This is a genomic window from Streptomyces sp. NPDC097129 (genome assembly GCF_055668065.1).
In genome coordinates this window covers 21,841-36,957 of sequence record NZ_JBVOQE010000023.1, presented here as the reverse complement: position 1 = coordinate 36,957, position 15,117 = coordinate 21,841, and the positions used below count along the sequence as shown (strand labels likewise).

Below are 15,117 nucleotides of genomic sequence, written 5' to 3'. Positions count from 1 at the left end.
GAAGCGTGATCAACACCTTCCCCCCTCGGGAGGAACGCGGAGCACTGGCCACCGCCGTCATGCTCATCGTGTCGGCGTTCCCGGCACTCCTCGCGCTCCTGCCGCTCGCGCTCAACGGGGCGCAGCAGCTCCTCACAGAGCCGACTCCCACGCAGAGCGCGTCCGCAGGCGCCGGGGCCGTCATGCTCATCGCGGCCGCGCTGCCCTTCGTCGGCGGGCTCGCCACGCTGGGTTACGGACGGGCCCGGCTGTCCAAGGACAAGGCCTGGGAGGCGACCGCCGCGGTCGTGTTCGTCACTGGCGCCATCGCCTGCGGCATCGCCATGCTCTACGCGGCGTAACCGTCCCGGTGTGACCGAACGGCAGCACATACGCTCGGTGGCCCACGCGGCCGGCAGGCGCTGAAGGAAACACCCGGACAAGAGAGAGCCCCGGTGCATCGGCAGAACCCGCCGATGCACCGGGGCTCCCCGTTTGTTCCGGACAGCAGCGCTACGCGCCCCGGCTCGCGGAGGAGCTGCGAGAGGATGCACATGACCATCACGAGAGAGAGGCCAGCGGTGACCGAATCGGACGCAGTGGACCTGATCCACCTGGAAGATGCAGACGGCAACCGCTGCGTCGTCCGAGTGACTGGCCGCTACCAGCCGGGGGTGCTGACCGGCCACGACATCCTCCGGGCCGATGTCCTGGCCTCCGCCGACTTCGTTGACGCTCGGCTTGAACTCTTCCTGTTCCAACAGGACCTCGACGCCTGGCAGCGCGACCTGGCCCGCCTCGCGCCGGGCACGGACGCGAGCATCGGTGGCGACCGCGGACTGAGTCTCGTCTTCCACATGCACGAGGACCGTTCCTTGTCCGTGACCGTTGACGACCCCGACCGCCTCACCGCAATGCTCTGGCTCCAGCCGCAGGAGACCTGGATCCAGGAGCATCACCAGCGACTTGAGCGCGTTCGAGAAACCTGGCCGAGTGAAGTCGTAGAGACGGCTCCCATGGCCTACGAGTGGAGTCCCAGCCGCAAGCGTTGAATCGCGTCATTCGCCCGCGAACGCCCTCACTTCTCAAACAGCCCTGGCGGGATAAAACGCTCTTTCAGCTGCGCTGTGACGATGCGCTGCTGCTCCTCGGCGGAGAGCAGATCGCGGTGGACGTCGACCTGGGGCTGTTCCTGCCGGAAACCGGAGTGTGGGGCGGCGTCCTGCGCGACCTTTCCCAGGACCTGGCGGCTGCCGTGAAGAGGGCCGATGAGGCGCGCCTGCGCCTGTCCTCTGGACAGGAGCGCCGTATCCGTCCGCTTGCGGCCTTCGGTGACGCGTCGTCCGTGCCATTCCTCGGTGAAGGGGCTGTCCCCTTCTGATGAGGGTTCCTCGGCCGGATAGGACTGGAAGCGGGTGGTTGCTCCCGTCGGCCACCGCCGTGGGGACCGCCATCGGCGGCGGCCGGGGATCATCACACCCTCCGATCCATCTCAGAACCGGCTATTCCAGTCTATTGCGGGTGTAGGAGAGCGCCACCCGCCGGACAGGCATCGACGACGTGAGGTGAGAAAGCTGCGGGCCCCGGGGAATCGGCCATGACATCCGGGGCCCGCTGTATGGAGTTGATCCCGCGTTCTCAACGACCGCGCGTTTGGTGAAGTCACGCCGCGACGCAGTCGGCCTGCGGCCTGCCGGCCGCGGGAGTGGGTCAGCGCGTACCGAATCTCTACGCGCTGACCGGGGCCGGGTCAGGAAGCACTGAGGGCCGGGCGTGCGATTACCGGCCTGACCGCAGCGTTTCGGCCGAAATCAGGCAAGTGCGCATATCCATGTGGATCACTGCTCAAGGATGTCGTGGTGAAAATGCCACTGACTTCCCCCGTACAGCGCGTAGTTGGGGCCGGGGTGCTCCTCGTCGTTCTCGCTCTGGCCGGCTGCACTCAGTCCCCGCCCGGACACGACGAACGGCTCAGCAAGGCCGCCGGCATCGCCCGGGTCACCCTCGTGTGTTCGAAAGATCTGTGGAACGAGACCAAGCCCGATGGCGGGAACAACACCGTGAAGGCCACGGTGTCGGAGATCTCCACCGGGCCGCGCGCAGGGCGCGGGCTGGTCCGGGTCACGATGACCGGGACGAACCTCGTGGCCTACCTCAAGGAACTCGACGCCAACGCGCACCCGTCCAAGTTCAACGGCACCAGGGAGAACACCGCCGCGTCCAGCCGCGTGTATGACGCCGTCGCTCCCGCCATTGACCGGATCAAGGCCGCCAGCAGCCCGAACGACCCGGAGCCGGAGATCGTCATCGACGACACCATCCCGGACAAGAAGTAGGCGCCTTCCGCCACCGCCACCGCCCTGGTGGCGGTGACGGCCACTGCCGGGCAGCCCTCGCGGCAGCGGGCGGGGCACGCACCCGCCGACTACCCCAGTCAGCGGCACCTACCAGACGCTGCGCCTACCAGTAGTGGCGTCGGCCTCCGACGGCGTGTCCGATGGAGCCGAGGACGAACAGGATGAGTCCGATCGCGAGGAGGATGATCCCGATCGTCCACAAGATGCCGATGTGCAGGACGAACCCGACGACGAGGAGGATGACGCCAAGGGCAACCACTGTGGTCTCCTTTCCCAGCAGCCGGTAACGCCTGCTGATGACCGGGCCTGGCAGGGTGTCGCCTGATGTCTGACGCCAAGGCTCTATTCGGGTGATACCCGAACAATTGGGAATCATGCCTGGTCGGAGAGAGTGCTGCGCCTAGCCCCACACCTGCGGGTCACCGCCGATCCACTCGATCATCTCGGTGTCGGCGGTCACATCGATCTCGTCCCACCACTGTGCCAGGCCTGCCCGCTCCATGAAGACCGCGATGTCGTTAAGCATGTAGGCGGTGCCGACGCTCTCTCCGCTGATGCGGACGCGGCGGCCGCCGTGCTCGTTGGGCGGGTAGATCACGACTGGGCGCTCGCTGGCCATGACGCCAGCCTCCCGCCGTACCCCGAGATGCGCACGGTGTGTGCGCGGACGGATGGGCGCCTCCGCCTGCGGGCGATTTGCGCCGTCCCCCACTGCGGGCCGGTCGAGTGGACGCTGGGCCGGCTGATGAACGCCCGCCGCGACGTCCGCGACCACGAGCGCGTGCCCGGCGCCGCTCGCCCCGAACCGGCTGAGTCATGCCGAATCGGAGCCGACGACAGGCGCCACGTTCTACCCGATCACAAGGGCTCAACACCGGGCAGAACGCTTGAGGGGCCCCAACATCAATTCTCCCCCGTATGACCCAAAGCGCTAGTTGCACGACCTGGGTCTCAGCATCCTTCAGAACGGGGTTTCTCCTTCGCCGATGAATGGGACCGACGTTTCGTCGTCGGGGGTGGCAAGGGGGCGGATCCGGCGTTTCTGGCCGCTCGGGAAACGCAGGCGCGCCTCAGCGTCTCGCATGGCATCTGCCGCCCAGCTTGGAACACGACGCGGGACGCCACCCCACAACCCCGTGTCCGGCATGAACACGCCCAGGTCAGCCTCCACGGCGATCTGCTGGTCGCCAATAAGGAGCAGGACGTCGTCACAGCGCAGGTGGGCTGCCATGCCCCCATCCTGCCCACCCAACGGGCCTCATGCCGCCCCCAAGCCGGGCTCTGCTGAGAATGCACTTACCGGGCCTGACAGCAGTATTCAGACCAACACCCGTCAAGTGCGTGTATCCGTATGGATCGTTGCTCAACGGCGCCCACCGCAGTGTCCTGCCCGAGGCTGGGGGAGCCAGCTGGGGGAGCCGTGGTAGGGGTGGGTGGCGGGGGTACTCGGCGCGCATGGTGAAGCTGCGTCTTCCTGGGCGAAAGAACCATGCTGCCGGTGATGAGGCGCCGACGCCGGAAGAGGCCGGGCCGGCCCCCGAGGTGGAGCGGCGGCAGCCGCAGGCTTTGTCGAAGCTGCCGAGGGGGTCTTGGAGCAGGGTGCTGAAGGGCAGCTTGCGGGAGTTCAAGGATGACGAGCTGACGGACCGGGCGGCGGCGCTGACCTATTACGGGGTGCTGGCCCTGTTTCCGGCGCTGTTGGCGCTGGTCTCCCTGCTCGGCCTCACCGGCAAGTCGACCACAGACAAGGTGCTGACCAATCTCCAGCAGTTCGCCCCCGGCTCGGTCCGCAACATCCTGACGGGCGCGGTGAAGCAGCTGCAGGGCAATGCCGGGATCGGCTCCATCATGGCCCTGGTCGGCTTGGTGCTCGCGGTGTGGTCGGCGTCCGGATATGTCGCGGCGTTCATCCGCGCGGCGAACGCGGTGTACGACATGCCCGAGGGTCGCCCGGTGTGGAAGATCCTGCCGGTGCGGCTCGGCGTGACCGTGGTTCTCTTGGTCCTGGCCGTGATCAGCGCGTTGATCGTGGTCTTCAGCGGTGGCCTGGCCCGCCAGGTGGGCACAGCGCTGGGGCTCGGCGACACGGCGTTGACGGTGTGGTCGATCGCCAAATGGCCGGTGCTGGTCGTCCTGGTCACGGTCATGATCGCGATCCTGTACTGGGCGAGCCCGAACGCGAAGATCAAGGGCTTTCGGTGGATCACGCCGGGCAGTTTCCTTGCCCTGGTCATCTGGATGATCGCCTCCGCCGCCTTCGCGGTCTACGTCGCGAACTTCGCCTCCTACAACAAGACCTACGGCACGATGGCCGGCGTCATCGTCTTCCTGGTGTGGCTGTGGATCAGCAACCTGGCGATCCTGCTGGGCCTGGAGGTCGACGCCGAGACCGCCCGGCAGCGGGCCGTCGCCGGCGGCCATCCGCCACAGGCCGAGCCCTACACCCAGCCGCGCGACACCCGTAAGTGGGACGAGCAGGACCGGCGCCGCCTGGACAATGGGTGAAGACACAATCGATCTCGGGTGCATGCCGGTGACCTGGGGTAACAGGCTTCCATGAGGTTGCTCCAGGGAATGCGTGACGCGGATCGGCTGCTGACCGAAACAGGCCGCCTCCCGTATCCCGTCCGGGGCGGCGAGAACGTTGTCGGTTGTCGAGGAGGTGGCGGAAGGCACCAAGCTGTGGTGCGGGGCGGCCGCGGCGATGGTCTGGCTGGGCGGCCGGCGCGGCCGCAGGGCGGCAGCCGCGGGCCTGGCAGCTGTCGTGGTGGCGCAGCTGGTGTCCAACGGCGTGTGCAAGCAGATGGCCGACCGGCCCCGGCCCCCCAAGGACTGGATCCCGCACGACGAGGTGGAAGACCGCCCTGACTCGTCTTCCTTCCCCTCCGGGCACACGGCGGCCGCCGTGGCGTTCACCGCCGCCGTCGCTCCGACGTGGCCCCTGGCCGGTGGCCTGTGCGCGGTGCCGGCGGCCGTGGTGGCTGTCGAACGGGTGCAGAGCGGCGCCCACTACCCCAGCGACGTCGTCGCTGGCGCCGCCATCGGCCTGGCCGCCGCCTGCCTCACCCGACGCGCCCCGTACCTGCTGCTGCGCCACTGGCCGTAGATCCCGGCCGGTCGGGGTACTCGCCCGCTCAGCACATGGCTGGGCGCGGCCTGGCCGCCCCGAACGAGATCTGACGGGAGGTGAGCGCCGTGTCGCACGTGCCACCGTCCCAGGCTCAATCCAGGAACGGCACCGATTCCGGCGCCGAGCCGGTGAGTGAGCTGGTGCAGCGTGCCTCGCAGCAGCTGACCGAGCTGGTGCGCGGGGAGATGAGGCTGGCGCAGGCGGAGATGAAGGAGAAGGGCAAGCGGTACGGCAAGGGCGGCGGCCTGTTCGGCGGCGCCGGCCTGGTCGGCTTCCTGACGCTGCAGGCGCTGGTGGCCACCGCGATCGCCGCTGTGGCGGTGTCGCTGCCGGTGTGGGCCGCCGCGCTGATCGTCACCGCCGTGCTCGGCGTCATCGCCGCGGTGATGGCGCTGATGGGGAAGAAGCAGGTCAGCCAGGCCGCGCCGCCGGCGCCGGAGCAGACCATCGACAGCGTCAAGGCCGACGTGGCCGAGATCAAGGGGAGTGCACAGCGATGACCGAGCCGCACGACGAGCCCACCACCGCCTCCAGCCCGCAGGAGCTGCGTGAGCAGGTCGAGCAGACTCGCGCAGAGCTCGGGGAGACGGTCGAGGCCCTGGCGGACAAGGCGGACGTCAAGGCCCGCGCCGAGCAGAAGGCGACCGAGGTTCGCCAGCAGGCTGCCGTGAAGTCCGGCGAGCTGAAAGCAAAGGCGGCCGCCGTCGCGCACCAGGTGGTGGACAAGCTGCCCGATCCGGTGAAGGACAAGGCGGCGCACGCGGCCGAGCAGGCCCGCACCGGCGCGGCGCAGGCGGGGCATATCTGGCAGGACAAGGCCCCTGAACCGGTGCGGCAGAAGGCAGCGCAGACCGCCCAGGCGGCCCGCGGCAACCGCACCGCGCTGCTGGCCGCGGCGGCCGGCGCTGCCGTTGTCTGGTTGGTGTGCCGTCGCAGGAAGGGATGAGCTGGTGAAAGCCTCGAAGATCGCCTACAAGCCGGTCGGTCTGGCCCTGGGCGCTGTCAGCGGCATGCTCGCTGGAGCGCTGTTCAAACAGGCGTGGAAGATGCTCGGGCACGAAGAGGATGCCCCCGACGCCACCGACGAAGAACGCACCTGGAGTGAGGTCCTCCTCGCGGCGACCCTGCAGGGCGCGATCTTCGCTGGGGTCAAGGCCGCCGTCGACCGTGCCGGCGCCACCGCCACCCGGGGCGCGACCGGCACCTGGCCCGGCTGACCCGACGCGAGGTGCTGGCGGAGGTGACGCGGTTGTCGCTCAGGCCGGACCAGAAAGGGCCCGGGTCATCGCAGGGTTTGCCTGTCTATGGCGCGACAGAATTCACGTATCGGACTACGTTCAAGTCGTTAGACACCTGAGGCGAGCGGCAAGGCGCAGGTCATGGATGGGCGTCTGGAGACCGAAGCCATGGTGGCTGAGGCGGAGTGGTTCTGCCGGGCTCTTGGGCAGCTCCCACCCGGCGTGCTGCTGCGTCCGCTGTTCGGCTGCAGGACGAGCTTGGCCAGGTGAGGGAGGCCGCGATCGATGCATCGATGGCGCGGCGTCCCGCCGCGGTTGGGGGCAGCCGCGGATCGGCCGTGCGGCGGGACTGTCCCATGAGGCGGTGCGTTCCCGTCTCCGTCGTCCTGGCCCTGGGAGGAGGCCGGTCATGAACGACTTCGAACGGTTCCAGTCGGTCATCACCGACGACGGCGACACGATCACGCTGTCGACCTTCGGTGAGCTGGACCTCGGCACGGCCGAGGACCTGCGGGAAATCGTCGACCGGTCCCTCCACGTGGACGGAGCGCGGCACATGGTGGTGGACCTGTCCCGGGTGACCTTTTGCGACTGTTCCGGGCTGGGCGCGCTGATGCAGGCGAGGGACACGGCCCTGCGGTGGGGGATCTCCTTTGAGCTGACCCAGGCGAAGGCGCCGATCGTGAGGCGACTGCTCACCCTGACCGGCACGGACGCCCTGTTCGGACTGCCCCCGTCGGCCTGAAGCGGCCTTCCTACGCTGCGCGAGCTTGGATGGACGAGAGCGTGACCCTTTGGCGGGTGGCGACGTTGACTGGGCGACAGCGTGCACCGGTGTCCGCGGGTCCTTGAGTCAAGGACCGCTGACGTCTGTCGATGCCCTGTCACGGCAGGTGGCCCCTGGTCTTCACCCCCTCCCCCGTCCGAGGACCAGGGGCCACCGACGTCAGGCCCACGACGGCCACGGTGCCCTCGCCGACGCCTGGAGCACCACAGCGACCACGGCCGTGCCCGTTCCGGCCCCGGCTCCGGCCGCGACTTCGTCACCGACGCCTGAGGTCTCAAGCCCGCCGACCCGGGCGACGCAACCCCAGCGGCGACGTCGCCGACGGCCCCGGCCCCGGTCGACGACGACCAACACCCGACTCGGCACACCGACTCGGCACACCACGGGCCCCGGGGAATCAGCCATGCCCCCGGGCCCGGCTCAGGGGGCGCACCGTCCAACGACGCTGCGCCCACGCCATCACGCGGTGGCCGGTGTCCCCTGCCACCGAGCTTTGACCGCGTGTCATTCAACCTTGACGGACGCGAGCGCGTGCAGCTCTTGCCCGGGGACTGCGGTCGGGTTCTGACGATCAGGTTTCGCGCTTGATGCCATGACGGGGAAGATGGGGCGACGCGGCAGTTCAAGTTGCGGGGAGACTCATGGATGCGGCCGTGGTAGGCGTGATAAGTGGCTTAGTAGGGGCTCTGGCCGGCGCCGGGGCGGCCTACTTTGGTCCCCTTCAGGTGGAGCGGCGTCGACAGCACGGTGAGCAGAGCATTCGGGCTGAAGAGCAAGCCAGCATGCACCTTGACCGCTATGTTCGCGCACGCACGACCATCGACGTCTGGACCGACCTCCTGCGGCGCGCATACGACGACCTGCTGCACGAAAGACTTGACCTTGCTGCTTTCGAGACGGAGGCAACTCGTCACTCCGAGCAACTGCGGTCGCAACTGGCCGACCTCACTCACCTAGGTATCCCCACCACGGGAACAGGGGTCATCAAGACAACGACCCAGACAATGTTTTCCGCCCTGCAATGGGCCACGAGTGAAATCAAGCACGCCGCGCTACGCCCGATCGACGAGAGGCGCGAACAGCTAGACAGCATTGATCGCAAGATCCGGCGCTGTCTGGTGCAGCGCAACGACTGGGCACTGACCGTGCTTGACAACGTGAGCAGACGAGTAAGAACCCCACTTCACCGTATGGCGGTTGGAGAAGACTTCACCGTCGATGAACATCGGTTCCCGTAAGCGGAACACGCGTGAGTGAGCACTCACACGAAGCGTCTTTGGGCCGACACCGCAGTTGCGGGCCCTGGTCACCTGGACGGACCGGACGTCGTCCCGGCGGCCGCGATCGGCACCCTTGACGTCGCTACCCCGGCGCGGGACGGTCGTCGCGCAACTACGCGCAACCGACTCACAGGGGAGCAAGCGATGACGCTACGGTTCGTCGGGATCGACCCCAACACCGGCGGCGAGGGATCACCGACGGTGTGGGTGGAAGAGGAGAGCGCGGACCTGGTCCTCCAGGGCGAGGAAGCCGACGCCCTCCTGAAGGCCCTGGTCGGCTCCACCGAGTGGGTGGCCGGCCACAAGACGGGGATCCCCGCGCACGAGCGGGTGATCCGGATTCCGTTCCGCATGGTGCAGATTCTGAGGGAGGCGTGCGATGCCGCTGAACGCGCAGCAGCTGAACACCGCGACGTTCGCTGAGCTGCTCGCCGACACCCATCACACGGCGGTCCACCTGGAGATGCGCGACGTCTACGCCGTCGGTGACGAGACGGACGACTACGCCGCCTTCCTGCGCACCGGCGTCCCGAACCTCGACCCCGGCCGCGCGTTCTGGCCCCAGTGGATGCCACTGGTGAAGGACGCGGTCGCCCGCGGCGTGGTGATGCGCCGCGCGCGGATCGTCTCCGAGCCGGTCACCGACTACATCCGCTACGAGCACGCCATCACTCCGCTCAACCTCGAGGCCGGGGAGGACGTGCGCTGGCTGCCCCGCCGCCGCGCCTCCGACATCGCGCTGCCCGGTAACGACTTCTGGCTCCTGGACGACCGGATCGTGCAGTTCCACCACTTCACCGGCACCGGCGACTGGGCAGCGGACGGCAAGGAGCGCACCACCGCCCCGGCCGCCGTCGCGCTGTGCGCCACGGCGTTCGAGATGGTCTGGGAGCGCGGCATCCCGCACGAGAAGTACACCGTCTAGGCCCCTGAGCAGCCCCATGAGCGCATCCCCATCGTCCAGTGCACAGGCAGCCCGCGGGGCGCTGGCCGTGCGGTTGCAGCACCTGCGCAAGGACGCCGGCCTCACCGGGAAGGAGCTCTCCGCCCGGTGCGGCTGGCACCCGGCGAAGACCACCCGCATCCAGAAGGGCGACGCCCCGCCCTCCGACGCGGACATCCGCGCCTGGTGCGCGGCGTGCGGTGCGGACGACCAGGCCGACGACCTCATCGCCACCGCCCGCGCCGTCGACTCGATGTACTTGGAATGGCGCCGCCTGCACAAGGACGGGATGCGCAAGGTCCAGCAGAACTGGAACACCCTGCACGAGCGGACCCGCGTCTGCCGGGTCTACGTCTCCAACGTGCCCCCGGGCTTCTTCCAGACGCCGGCCTTCGCTACCGCCCTGATGGGGCAGATCACGACGTTCCAAGGCACGCCGAACGACGTCTCCGAAGCGGTCGCCGCCCGGGTGGCGCGCTCCCGGTTCCTCTACGAGGGCGGACACCGGTACGTCGTGCTCATGGAGGAGTCGGTCCTGCGATTCCGCACCGCGGACCCCGAGGCGATGCGCGGGCAGCTGCGCCGCCTCCTGGCGGTGATGCCGCTCGCCTCGGTCTCGCTGGGCATCATCCCGTTCACCGCGCAGCGCACCGTGTGGCCGCTGGAGGCGTTCTACCTCCACGACGACACCGTGGCCGTGGTGGAGACGCTGACGGCGGAGATCAAGGTGACGCAGCCGCGCGAGGTCGCCGACTACGCGAAGGCGTTCGCCGGCCTGGCGGAGATGGCCGTCTACGGCGACGCGGCTCGCGACCTCATCCGGGCCGCGATCGACGCCTTGGGGTGAAGTTCCGCAATTACCCGCAATTTCGTTGAGGACGGAGCGGCGGCCTCCGTAGCGTTGAACGACACCGACGCACCCCAGCAACGGAGGCGGTGCCCATGAGCGCGCCCACACCCCCCGGCCCCGCGCCACAAGGCCCCGGCCTCCAGCCGCCCGACTTCGGCCGGCCCTCACCCGCGCTGCTGGAGCGCGCCGTACGCGGCTACGCCCGCTTCCTCGCCGTCCAGGCCCCGGACGCCGACACCGACGACCACGACCAGGACGACGACGCGGCGGGCACCCGATGAACGACACCCACGTCGTGCTCCACGACCCCGACGGCCTGATCGAGGCCGAACTCCCCTGGACCGCGCCCCGCACGAGGCACTCGTCACCGCCGTCCTCGCATGGAACGACCCGGACCTCGAACCCCGCGTCTACGAGCAGATCGCCCTCCAGCTCACCGGGCACGCCCGCTCTTCGTCGGCGCGGCATCAGAGCGGTGATTCCGCAGTCGGCCGACCAGGCCGCGAACCGCAAACGCCGCGGCCGCCTCGGCGGCCGTCCGCCGGCTTTTGACCGCGAGACATACAAACAGCGCAACACCGTCGAAGCTCGAGCAGTGGCGCGACCTCGCCACCCGCTACGACAAGACCGCAACCATCTACCTCGCCGCCATCTTCATCTGGTCGGTGGCTCTGTCCACGAGAACGGACAGCACATGTTCACCACTTCGGGAGGCGTCTGCCTTCGGCCCTGTTCGATGTTCATGGCCTGGGGCGGCGCGGCTCCGGAGAGAGGCGGCCGCGATGGGCTGTCAGCCCCTTCTGTCAGCATGCTGCCGTGACAGACACCCGTGATCAGCGTCCCGTTGAAGCCACTCTCGATTTCCTGCGCTCCGTCTTCCCGCCGGAATGGCGCGAGCCGGCGCTCGGGCATGAAGCCGTCGCGGAGTGGGAGCACGAGAACGAGGTGGTCCTGCCGGAGCCGTACAGGACCTTCATCGCGGAGGTCAGCAACGGGTCGAGCCTGGGTCCCGCCGGCGATGGCGGTCTCCAGCCGCTCGGCTGGCTGCCCGACACGTGGCCCGACCTCGGCCCGCGTCAGCCAGGGGAACCGTTCCCCCTGGAGGCAGCGTGGAGTTGGGAGGACGATGAGAGTGTCGGCCCCGAGGACCTGCGGATCGACGCCACGTTCAACAAGGGGTCCATTGTTCTCGGGTCCGAGGACGGGCAGTCGTTCTGGCTTCTGCTGACCACCGGCCCCCGCCGCGGCGAGGTGTGGATGGTCGCCGACGTCGGCGCCGTCCCGGTGCCCGGCGACCAGGCATGGGGCTTCGCGGAGTGGGTGCGGCGTTGGCGCACCGGCGACGATTGGTGGGACTGAACGCTCCGTCCTGCACGTCGTAGGCTGCGGACTGTTCGAATCCTTGGTGCCTCCCGAAGTGGCGAACATCTGCTGTCCGTTCTTGTGAACAGAGCCAGGTCGGCGAGATAGTCCAAAAGAAACTGTCTAACGACGCTGTGCGCGATTGAGGTCGGGGCATGTTGGCCTGGCAGGTTGTCGGGTGGGTGCTCACCTCTTGGCGGTGCGATCGGAGACCAGGCCGGCCACCGCCAAGTAGCTTTCGTCGAAGTACTCGCGGCGTCCGAGGTACCGCTGGAGTGTCCGCCACTGCTTGTGCTCGGCGTTGGCGTGCTCGACGCAGATTCGTTCTGATGACTGCTGGCGGCGGCCGGCATCCCACGCCTCGAGGGCCCCGGCGGGGCATGCTTCTTCGGCTTCAGGGGCGGGGCCTGGACCTGGTCGGGGAACTGCTTGGCCAGTCCCTGGTAGCCGGCATCGACTTTAGCCCTGACGCGGGTATCGCTCGAACAGGTCGCAGATGCCCACGCTCTTCACCGCTGTCTGGTCGTGCACGCGGCCGGGCCGGAACGCGCCAGCCCAAAGGGTGCGGCCCCGCTCGTCGGTGACGACGGTGGCCTTCTTGGTGTTCTGCCGCATCTTCCCCGAGACGAACGCGCGCCGTCCTGGTCTGTTCGCCCCGGGGCGGCGCACCCGGACCTCGGTACCGTCCAACCTCAGTTCCACGCCTTCGGCCGCCGCGTGGGCGAAAACGTCCTCCAACGTGCGAAGCCGCAGGTCGAGGCGTCCTGGCACAGCGAAGCCCCGGGCAGCCAACAGCGGACGGATCTCATGGACGGCGCGGGTGATCGTGGAGCGGTCCACGCCGTAGAGCACAGCCAGAGCTGAATGAGGAAGCTGTAACCGCAGGACGACCAGGGTGACGATGATCCGGTCGATGAACACCAACTGATGGTTCCGGCCGGCCCCGGCTGCCCGCAGACGGCCGCGACCCCTGCGGTTGTGTAGTCGGCCCTCCTCAGAGGCCATCCACGCATGAGCCAACTCGCCGACCAGCGGCCCGAGTCGACGGGGCTGAAGGCCGGTGAAGACGGGATGGGACATGGCGGTGCGACCAAGGTATTGCGTCACATCAACATCCAATCCGCACAGCCCCCCTCACGTCACGGCCCTCAGAAACTGTCGAGCGCGCCCACGGCCGCACAGATGTGGCCCGGCCCGCCCCCCGACCGCCTCCCGGCGCACCACCAGGAGAGCAGCCCCTCCACGGCGCGCGTATGCATGCCCAGGTCGTGTTCGACACACAGGGGCCACGCCTGCCACAGACGCTCAGCGACGGTGTCCTGGGCGGCGTCGGCGACGATCGCCAAGGCATGAGCAGAGTCCTCTGGCGTCTTCGGGTACAAATGACTGCCGTGCCACTCGCCGTTGGCCAGGGCAACGTAGACATACTCCGGTTCGCCTGCCTCGTAGGAAGGCTGGGCCAGCAGTTGCAGAGGTCCCTGCTCAGGAAGAGTCACGGCCAAGTCCTGGTTGAGGACCGCGAGAGCCTCGTCCCACAAGGGGTACTCGCCTCGCGAGACCCGACGGACTTCGGGTTGATCAATAAGAGCATGCATAGGGCCATCCTCGGCTACGGACCCCGGACCTCAATCGCGCACAACCTCGTAACCCCGCGGGTGTTCGAGAACCGTGCGGGCGTGGGCCCAGATGAGCTTCGGGTCGCACGTCTCCAGCCGCCAGGCGGTCGTGGCCAGCACCCCCCGCCCCCGGTAGGCGCGCATGATCTCGACGTGCGACGGCCAGGCGACGAAGCCTTGGAGGGCCCTCTCGTCGCGCCAGACGGCGACCGAGCCCACACGGCGGGACAGGGGCAGCGCCCAGAGCCACATGCCGTACGCGCCCTCCAGCTCGGTCCATCGCGCCGCCAGCGCGCGGGCGGCGCCGTAGATGCCCGGCAGGTCGGCGATCCGGTCGGGCCGGAAGGCTGTAACAGTGACCGTGATGGGTGCGGGAGTCGCGGTGACGGGGCCTGGGAGTGAGCCCGGCGTCCAGGTGGACCTCAGCACGCGGCATCCGCCGGGCGCCGCCCGAGCATCGCCAGGATCCGTTCCAGGGCAGAGGCGTCGGCGGCTGTCGCGAGCCCGGGCGCGAAGGGGCTGCCCGGAGCGCGCCGGAAGTCGCCGTCGGGGACGGCGTGGGCGATCGGGAGCGCGGCGTCGAGGACGTCCGGGGCCGGGGCGTACGGGAGCCCCAAGGTGTGGGCGACGTCCCAGCCGTGCACCACGTAGTCGAGGAAGTGGAACCCGAGGGCGCGCCGCGTCTTGACGATCACCCCGGGTCCGAACTCCGGCAGGACGCAGGGACGGTCGGGGTCGTCGACGGCCGCGAAGGCGGCGACGACCCGGTCGGCAGCCTTCCCGTATCCCCCGCCTGTCACCTTCCACTGTTCAGGGTCCGCGCCGTCGCCCTCGACGGCCGCCGCGAAGCCGTGATGCTGGGCCGTCATGTGGTCGAGCAGCTTCTTCAGGTCCCAGCCGGCGCAGGGCGTGGGCCTGTTGAAATCGCCGGGCGTCACGCGGGTGACCAGGCGGACGCTGTCGCGGACCACGCGGGCGTGAAGACGCCTCAGGTCGTCGAAGGCGATCCCCACGGGGTTAATAAGCATGTGCTTACGATCTGTGCGAGCGCATGGTTTGTCAACGGGTATTTTCGTGTCCATGTCCGAGAACGCCAGCCCGAGCGAAGAGCCTCGCCCCGATCTCGCGGCGATGGTCGTGCCGCTGGGCCGCACCCTGATGGCCGCGGAACGGCCGGTCCTCGACGCCCACGGCCTGACCATGTGGGCGTACGCCGTCCTGCTTCACCTCGACGAGGCCCCCATCCGCACGCAGGCCGCGCTGGCAGAGGCCATCGGCGCGGACAAGACCCGGATCATCGCCGTCCTGGACGCGCTCGCGGAGCGCGAGCTGATCCGCCGCGTACCCGACCCCAAGGACCGTCGCGCTCGTCTCCTCTCCCTCACCCCAGAAGGACGCCGACTGCGGGACACCGTCCAGTCCGCCATCCAGGAGAACGAGGAGCGCCTGCTCGCTCAACTGCCCGCCGGCGACCGGGAGGCTTTCCTAAGGGCCCTGCGAACGCTGACCAAGGCCACCGGGGCCCGCTGAGGCGCTGCCCGGTGGAGGAGATGGTGCCGGGCAGCCGAGGTGGTA

At 68.8% G+C, this 15,117-nt stretch carries 23 protein-coding genes and 3 pseudogenes; 19 read left to right on the top strand and 7 right to left on the bottom strand.

Annotation, left to right across the window (positions count from 1 at the left end; translation table 11 throughout):
• Window positions 1–5: 5 nt before the first annotated feature.
• The 4 genes from AC0B9F_RS36685 to AC0B9F_RS36670 all read left to right on the top strand — a co-directional run bounded on the left by AC0B9F_RS36685 (window position 6) and on the right by AC0B9F_RS36670 (window position 2,315).
• Window positions 6–341 carry a hypothetical protein gene (locus AC0B9F_RS36685; protein ID WP_472009981.1) on the top strand — a complete coding sequence of 112 codons (336 nt, stop codon included), beginning with the start codon at window positions 6–8 and terminating at the stop codon, window positions 339–341.
• Between the two features lie 186 nt (window positions 342–527).
• Complete coding sequence (locus tag AC0B9F_RS36680; protein WP_472009979.1) at window positions 528–1,031, top strand: DUF5959 family protein; 504 nt, start codon at window positions 528–530, stop codon at window positions 1,029–1,031.
• Complete coding sequence (locus tag AC0B9F_RS36675) at window positions 1,007–1,360, top strand: hypothetical protein (RefSeq protein ID WP_472009977.1); 354 nt, start codon at window positions 1,007–1,009, stop codon at window positions 1,358–1,360. Before AC0B9F_RS36680 ends, AC0B9F_RS36675 begins: the two co-directional genes overlap by 25 nt.
• Window positions 1,361–1,844: 484 nt before the next feature.
• Complete coding sequence (locus tag AC0B9F_RS36670; protein ID WP_472009975.1) at window positions 1,845–2,315, top strand: hypothetical protein; 471 nt, start codon at window positions 1,845–1,847, stop codon at window positions 2,313–2,315.
• Window positions 2,316–2,439: 124 nt separating this feature from the next.
• Here AC0B9F_RS36670 and AC0B9F_RS36665 read toward each other — a convergent pair whose 3' ends face one another.
• From AC0B9F_RS36665 to AC0B9F_RS36655, 3 genes are all read right to left on the bottom strand, one after another.
• Complete coding sequence (locus AC0B9F_RS36665) at window positions 2,440–2,595, bottom strand: DUF6131 family protein (protein WP_472009973.1); 156 nt, start codon at window positions 2,593–2,595, stop codon at window positions 2,440–2,442.
• Between the two features lie 141 nt (window positions 2,596–2,736).
• Window positions 2,737–2,955: a hypothetical protein gene (locus AC0B9F_RS36660; protein ID WP_472009971.1), complete on the bottom strand. Its 219-nt coding sequence runs from the start codon at window positions 2,953–2,955 to the stop codon at window positions 2,737–2,739.
• 342 nt (window positions 2,956–3,297) lie between these two features.
• The gene (locus tag AC0B9F_RS36655; protein WP_472009969.1) at window positions 3,298–3,567 is read right to left on the bottom strand and encodes a hypothetical protein; all 270 of its coding nucleotides are present in this window, start codon (window positions 3,565–3,567) and stop codon (window positions 3,298–3,300) included.
• 224 nt (window positions 3,568–3,791) lie between these two features.
• On the opposite strand from AC0B9F_RS36655, the gene AC0B9F_RS36650 reads away from it, so the two are divergent.
• The 14 genes and pseudogenes from AC0B9F_RS36650 to AC0B9F_RS36585 all read left to right on the top strand — a co-directional run bounded on the left by AC0B9F_RS36650 (window position 3,792) and on the right by AC0B9F_RS36585 (window position 11,923).
• Window positions 3,792–4,841 carry a YihY/virulence factor BrkB family protein gene (locus AC0B9F_RS36650; protein WP_472009967.1) on the top strand — a complete coding sequence of 350 codons (1,050 nt, stop codon included), beginning with the start codon at window positions 3,792–3,794 and terminating at the stop codon, window positions 4,839–4,841.
• A gap of 157 nt (window positions 4,842–4,998) precedes the next feature.
• Entirely contained in the window at window positions 4,999–5,442 is a 444-nt protein-coding gene (locus AC0B9F_RS36645; protein WP_472009965.1) for a phosphatase PAP2 family protein, read from the top strand.
• Between the two features lie 98 nt (window positions 5,443–5,540).
• Window positions 5,541–5,966 carry a phage holin family protein gene (locus AC0B9F_RS36640; protein WP_472010000.1) on the top strand — a complete coding sequence of 142 codons (426 nt, stop codon included), beginning with the start codon at window positions 5,541–5,543 and terminating at the stop codon, window positions 5,964–5,966.
• A complete protein-coding gene (locus AC0B9F_RS36635) occupies window positions 5,963–6,412 on the top strand; it encodes a DUF3618 domain-containing protein (RefSeq protein WP_472009963.1) in 450 nt (149 codons plus the stop codon). The genes AC0B9F_RS36640 and AC0B9F_RS36635 overlap by 4 nt, the downstream gene beginning before the upstream one ends.
• 4 nt (window positions 6,413–6,416) lie before the next feature.
• Window positions 6,417–6,683, top strand: coding sequence for a DUF4235 domain-containing protein (locus tag AC0B9F_RS36630; protein ID WP_472009961.1), 267 nt, complete (start codon window positions 6,417–6,419; stop codon window positions 6,681–6,683).
• 430 nt (window positions 6,684–7,113) lie between these two features.
• A complete protein-coding gene (locus AC0B9F_RS36625; protein WP_472009959.1) occupies window positions 7,114–7,449 on the top strand; it encodes an STAS domain-containing protein in 336 nt (111 codons plus the stop codon).
• Between the two features lie 683 nt (window positions 7,450–8,132).
• A complete protein-coding gene (locus AC0B9F_RS36620) occupies window positions 8,133–8,729 on the top strand; it encodes a hypothetical protein (RefSeq protein ID WP_472009957.1) in 597 nt (198 codons plus the stop codon).
• Between the two features lie 186 nt (window positions 8,730–8,915).
• Window positions 8,916–9,194 carry a hypothetical protein gene (locus AC0B9F_RS36615; protein WP_472009955.1) on the top strand — a complete coding sequence of 93 codons (279 nt, stop codon included), beginning with the start codon at window positions 8,916–8,918 and terminating at the stop codon, window positions 9,192–9,194.
• Window positions 9,151–9,696: a DUF6879 family protein gene (locus tag AC0B9F_RS36610; RefSeq protein ID WP_472009953.1), complete on the top strand. Its 546-nt coding sequence runs from the start codon at window positions 9,151–9,153 to the stop codon at window positions 9,694–9,696. Before AC0B9F_RS36615 ends, AC0B9F_RS36610 begins: the two co-directional genes overlap by 44 nt.
• Window positions 9,697–9,712: 16 nt before the next feature.
• The gene (locus AC0B9F_RS36605) at window positions 9,713–10,561 is read left to right on the top strand and encodes a helix-turn-helix domain-containing protein (protein WP_472009951.1); all 849 of its coding nucleotides are present in this window, start codon (window positions 9,713–9,715) and stop codon (window positions 10,559–10,561) included.
• Between the two features lie 95 nt (window positions 10,562–10,656).
• Window positions 10,657–10,845 (top strand): hypothetical protein, encoded by a 189-nt coding sequence (locus tag AC0B9F_RS36600; RefSeq protein ID WP_472009949.1) that lies wholly within the window; start codon window positions 10,657–10,659, stop codon window positions 10,843–10,845.
• A pseudogene (locus AC0B9F_RS36595) lies at window positions 10,842–11,026 on the top strand (restriction endonuclease); the annotation flags it as partial. The gene AC0B9F_RS36600 and the pseudogene AC0B9F_RS36595, both read left to right, overlap by 4 nt.
• Window positions 11,016–11,250 (top strand): annotated as a pseudogene (locus tag AC0B9F_RS36590) (IS5/IS1182 family transposase); the annotation flags it as partial. The pseudogenes AC0B9F_RS36595 and AC0B9F_RS36590, both read left to right, overlap by 11 nt.
• A 130-nt stretch (window positions 11,251–11,380) precedes the next feature.
• Window positions 11,381–11,923 carry an SMI1/KNR4 family protein gene (locus AC0B9F_RS36585; protein WP_472009947.1) on the top strand — a complete coding sequence of 181 codons (543 nt, stop codon included), beginning with the start codon at window positions 11,381–11,383 and terminating at the stop codon, window positions 11,921–11,923.
• A 189-nt stretch (window positions 11,924–12,112) separates the two neighbouring features.
• On the opposite strand, the pseudogene AC0B9F_RS36580 reads toward AC0B9F_RS36585, so the two are convergent.
• The 4 genes and pseudogenes from AC0B9F_RS36580 to AC0B9F_RS36565 all read right to left on the bottom strand — a co-directional run bounded on the left by AC0B9F_RS36580 (window position 12,113) and on the right by AC0B9F_RS36565 (window position 14,570).
• A pseudogene (locus AC0B9F_RS36580) lies at window positions 12,113–13,006 on the bottom strand (transposase).
• A 68-nt stretch (window positions 13,007–13,074) separates the two neighbouring features.
• Window positions 13,075–13,422, bottom strand: coding sequence for a hypothetical protein (locus AC0B9F_RS36575; RefSeq protein WP_472009946.1), 348 nt, complete (start codon window positions 13,420–13,422; stop codon window positions 13,075–13,077).
• Window positions 13,423–13,551: 129 nt separating this feature from the next.
• Window positions 13,552–13,971, bottom strand: coding sequence for a hypothetical protein (locus tag AC0B9F_RS36570; RefSeq protein WP_472009944.1), 420 nt, complete (start codon window positions 13,969–13,971; stop codon window positions 13,552–13,554).
• Window positions 13,965–14,570 (bottom strand): TIGR03086 family metal-binding protein, encoded by a 606-nt coding sequence (locus AC0B9F_RS36565; protein WP_472009942.1) that lies wholly within the window; start codon window positions 14,568–14,570, stop codon window positions 13,965–13,967. Before AC0B9F_RS36565 ends, AC0B9F_RS36570 begins: the two co-directional genes overlap by 7 nt.
• 52 nt (window positions 14,571–14,622) lie before the next feature.
• Here AC0B9F_RS36565 and AC0B9F_RS36560 point away from each other — a divergent pair, with 52 nt between their 5' ends.
• Complete coding sequence (locus AC0B9F_RS36560) at window positions 14,623–15,072, top strand: MarR family winged helix-turn-helix transcriptional regulator (protein WP_472009940.1); 450 nt, start codon at window positions 14,623–14,625, stop codon at window positions 15,070–15,072.
• The last annotated feature ends 45 nt before the right edge of the window (window positions 15,073–15,117 follow it).

What these genes read in the sequence shown, in the direction of transcription:
- AC0B9F_RS36615 (WP_472009955.1), top strand. Translation starts at nt 8,916, where the DNA reads ATGACGCTACGGTTCGTCGGGATCGACCCCAACACCGGCGGCGAGGGA.
- AC0B9F_RS36650 (WP_472009967.1), top strand. Translation starts at nt 3,792, where the DNA reads ATGGTGAAGCTGCGTCTTCCTGGGCGAAAGAACCATGCTGCCGGTGAT.
- AC0B9F_RS36605 (WP_472009951.1), top strand. Translation starts at nt 9,713, where the DNA reads ATGAGCGCATCCCCATCGTCCAGTGCACAGGCAGCCCGCGGGGCGCTG.
- AC0B9F_RS36565 (WP_472009942.1), bottom strand. Translation starts at nt 14,570, where the DNA reads ATGCTTATTAACCCCGTGGGGATCGCCTTCGACGACCTGAGGCGTCTT.
- AC0B9F_RS36670 (WP_472009975.1), top strand. Translation starts at nt 1,845, where the DNA reads ATGCCACTGACTTCCCCCGTACAGCGCGTAGTTGGGGCCGGGGTGCTC.
- AC0B9F_RS36680 (WP_472009979.1), top strand. Translation starts at nt 528, where the DNA reads ATGCACATGACCATCACGAGAGAGAGGCCAGCGGTGACCGAATCGGAC.
- AC0B9F_RS36560 (WP_472009940.1), top strand. Translation starts at nt 14,623, where the DNA reads ATGTCCGAGAACGCCAGCCCGAGCGAAGAGCCTCGCCCCGATCTCGCG.
- AC0B9F_RS36600 (WP_472009949.1), top strand. Translation starts at nt 10,657, where the DNA reads ATGAGCGCGCCCACACCCCCCGGCCCCGCGCCACAAGGCCCCGGCCTC.
- AC0B9F_RS36635 (WP_472009963.1), top strand. Translation starts at nt 5,963, where the DNA reads ATGACCGAGCCGCACGACGAGCCCACCACCGCCTCCAGCCCGCAGGAG.
- AC0B9F_RS36660 (WP_472009971.1), bottom strand. Translation starts at nt 2,955, where the DNA reads ATGGCCAGCGAGCGCCCAGTCGTGATCTACCCGCCCAACGAGCACGGC.
- AC0B9F_RS36655 (WP_472009969.1), bottom strand. Translation starts at nt 3,567, where the DNA reads ATGGCAGCCCACCTGCGCTGTGACGACGTCCTGCTCCTTATTGGCGAC.
- AC0B9F_RS36610 (WP_472009953.1), top strand. Translation starts at nt 9,151, where the DNA reads ATGCCGCTGAACGCGCAGCAGCTGAACACCGCGACGTTCGCTGAGCTG.
- AC0B9F_RS36625 (WP_472009959.1), top strand. Translation starts at nt 7,114, where the DNA reads ATGAACGACTTCGAACGGTTCCAGTCGGTCATCACCGACGACGGCGAC.
- AC0B9F_RS36620 (WP_472009957.1), top strand. Translation starts at nt 8,133, where the DNA reads ATGGATGCGGCCGTGGTAGGCGTGATAAGTGGCTTAGTAGGGGCTCTG.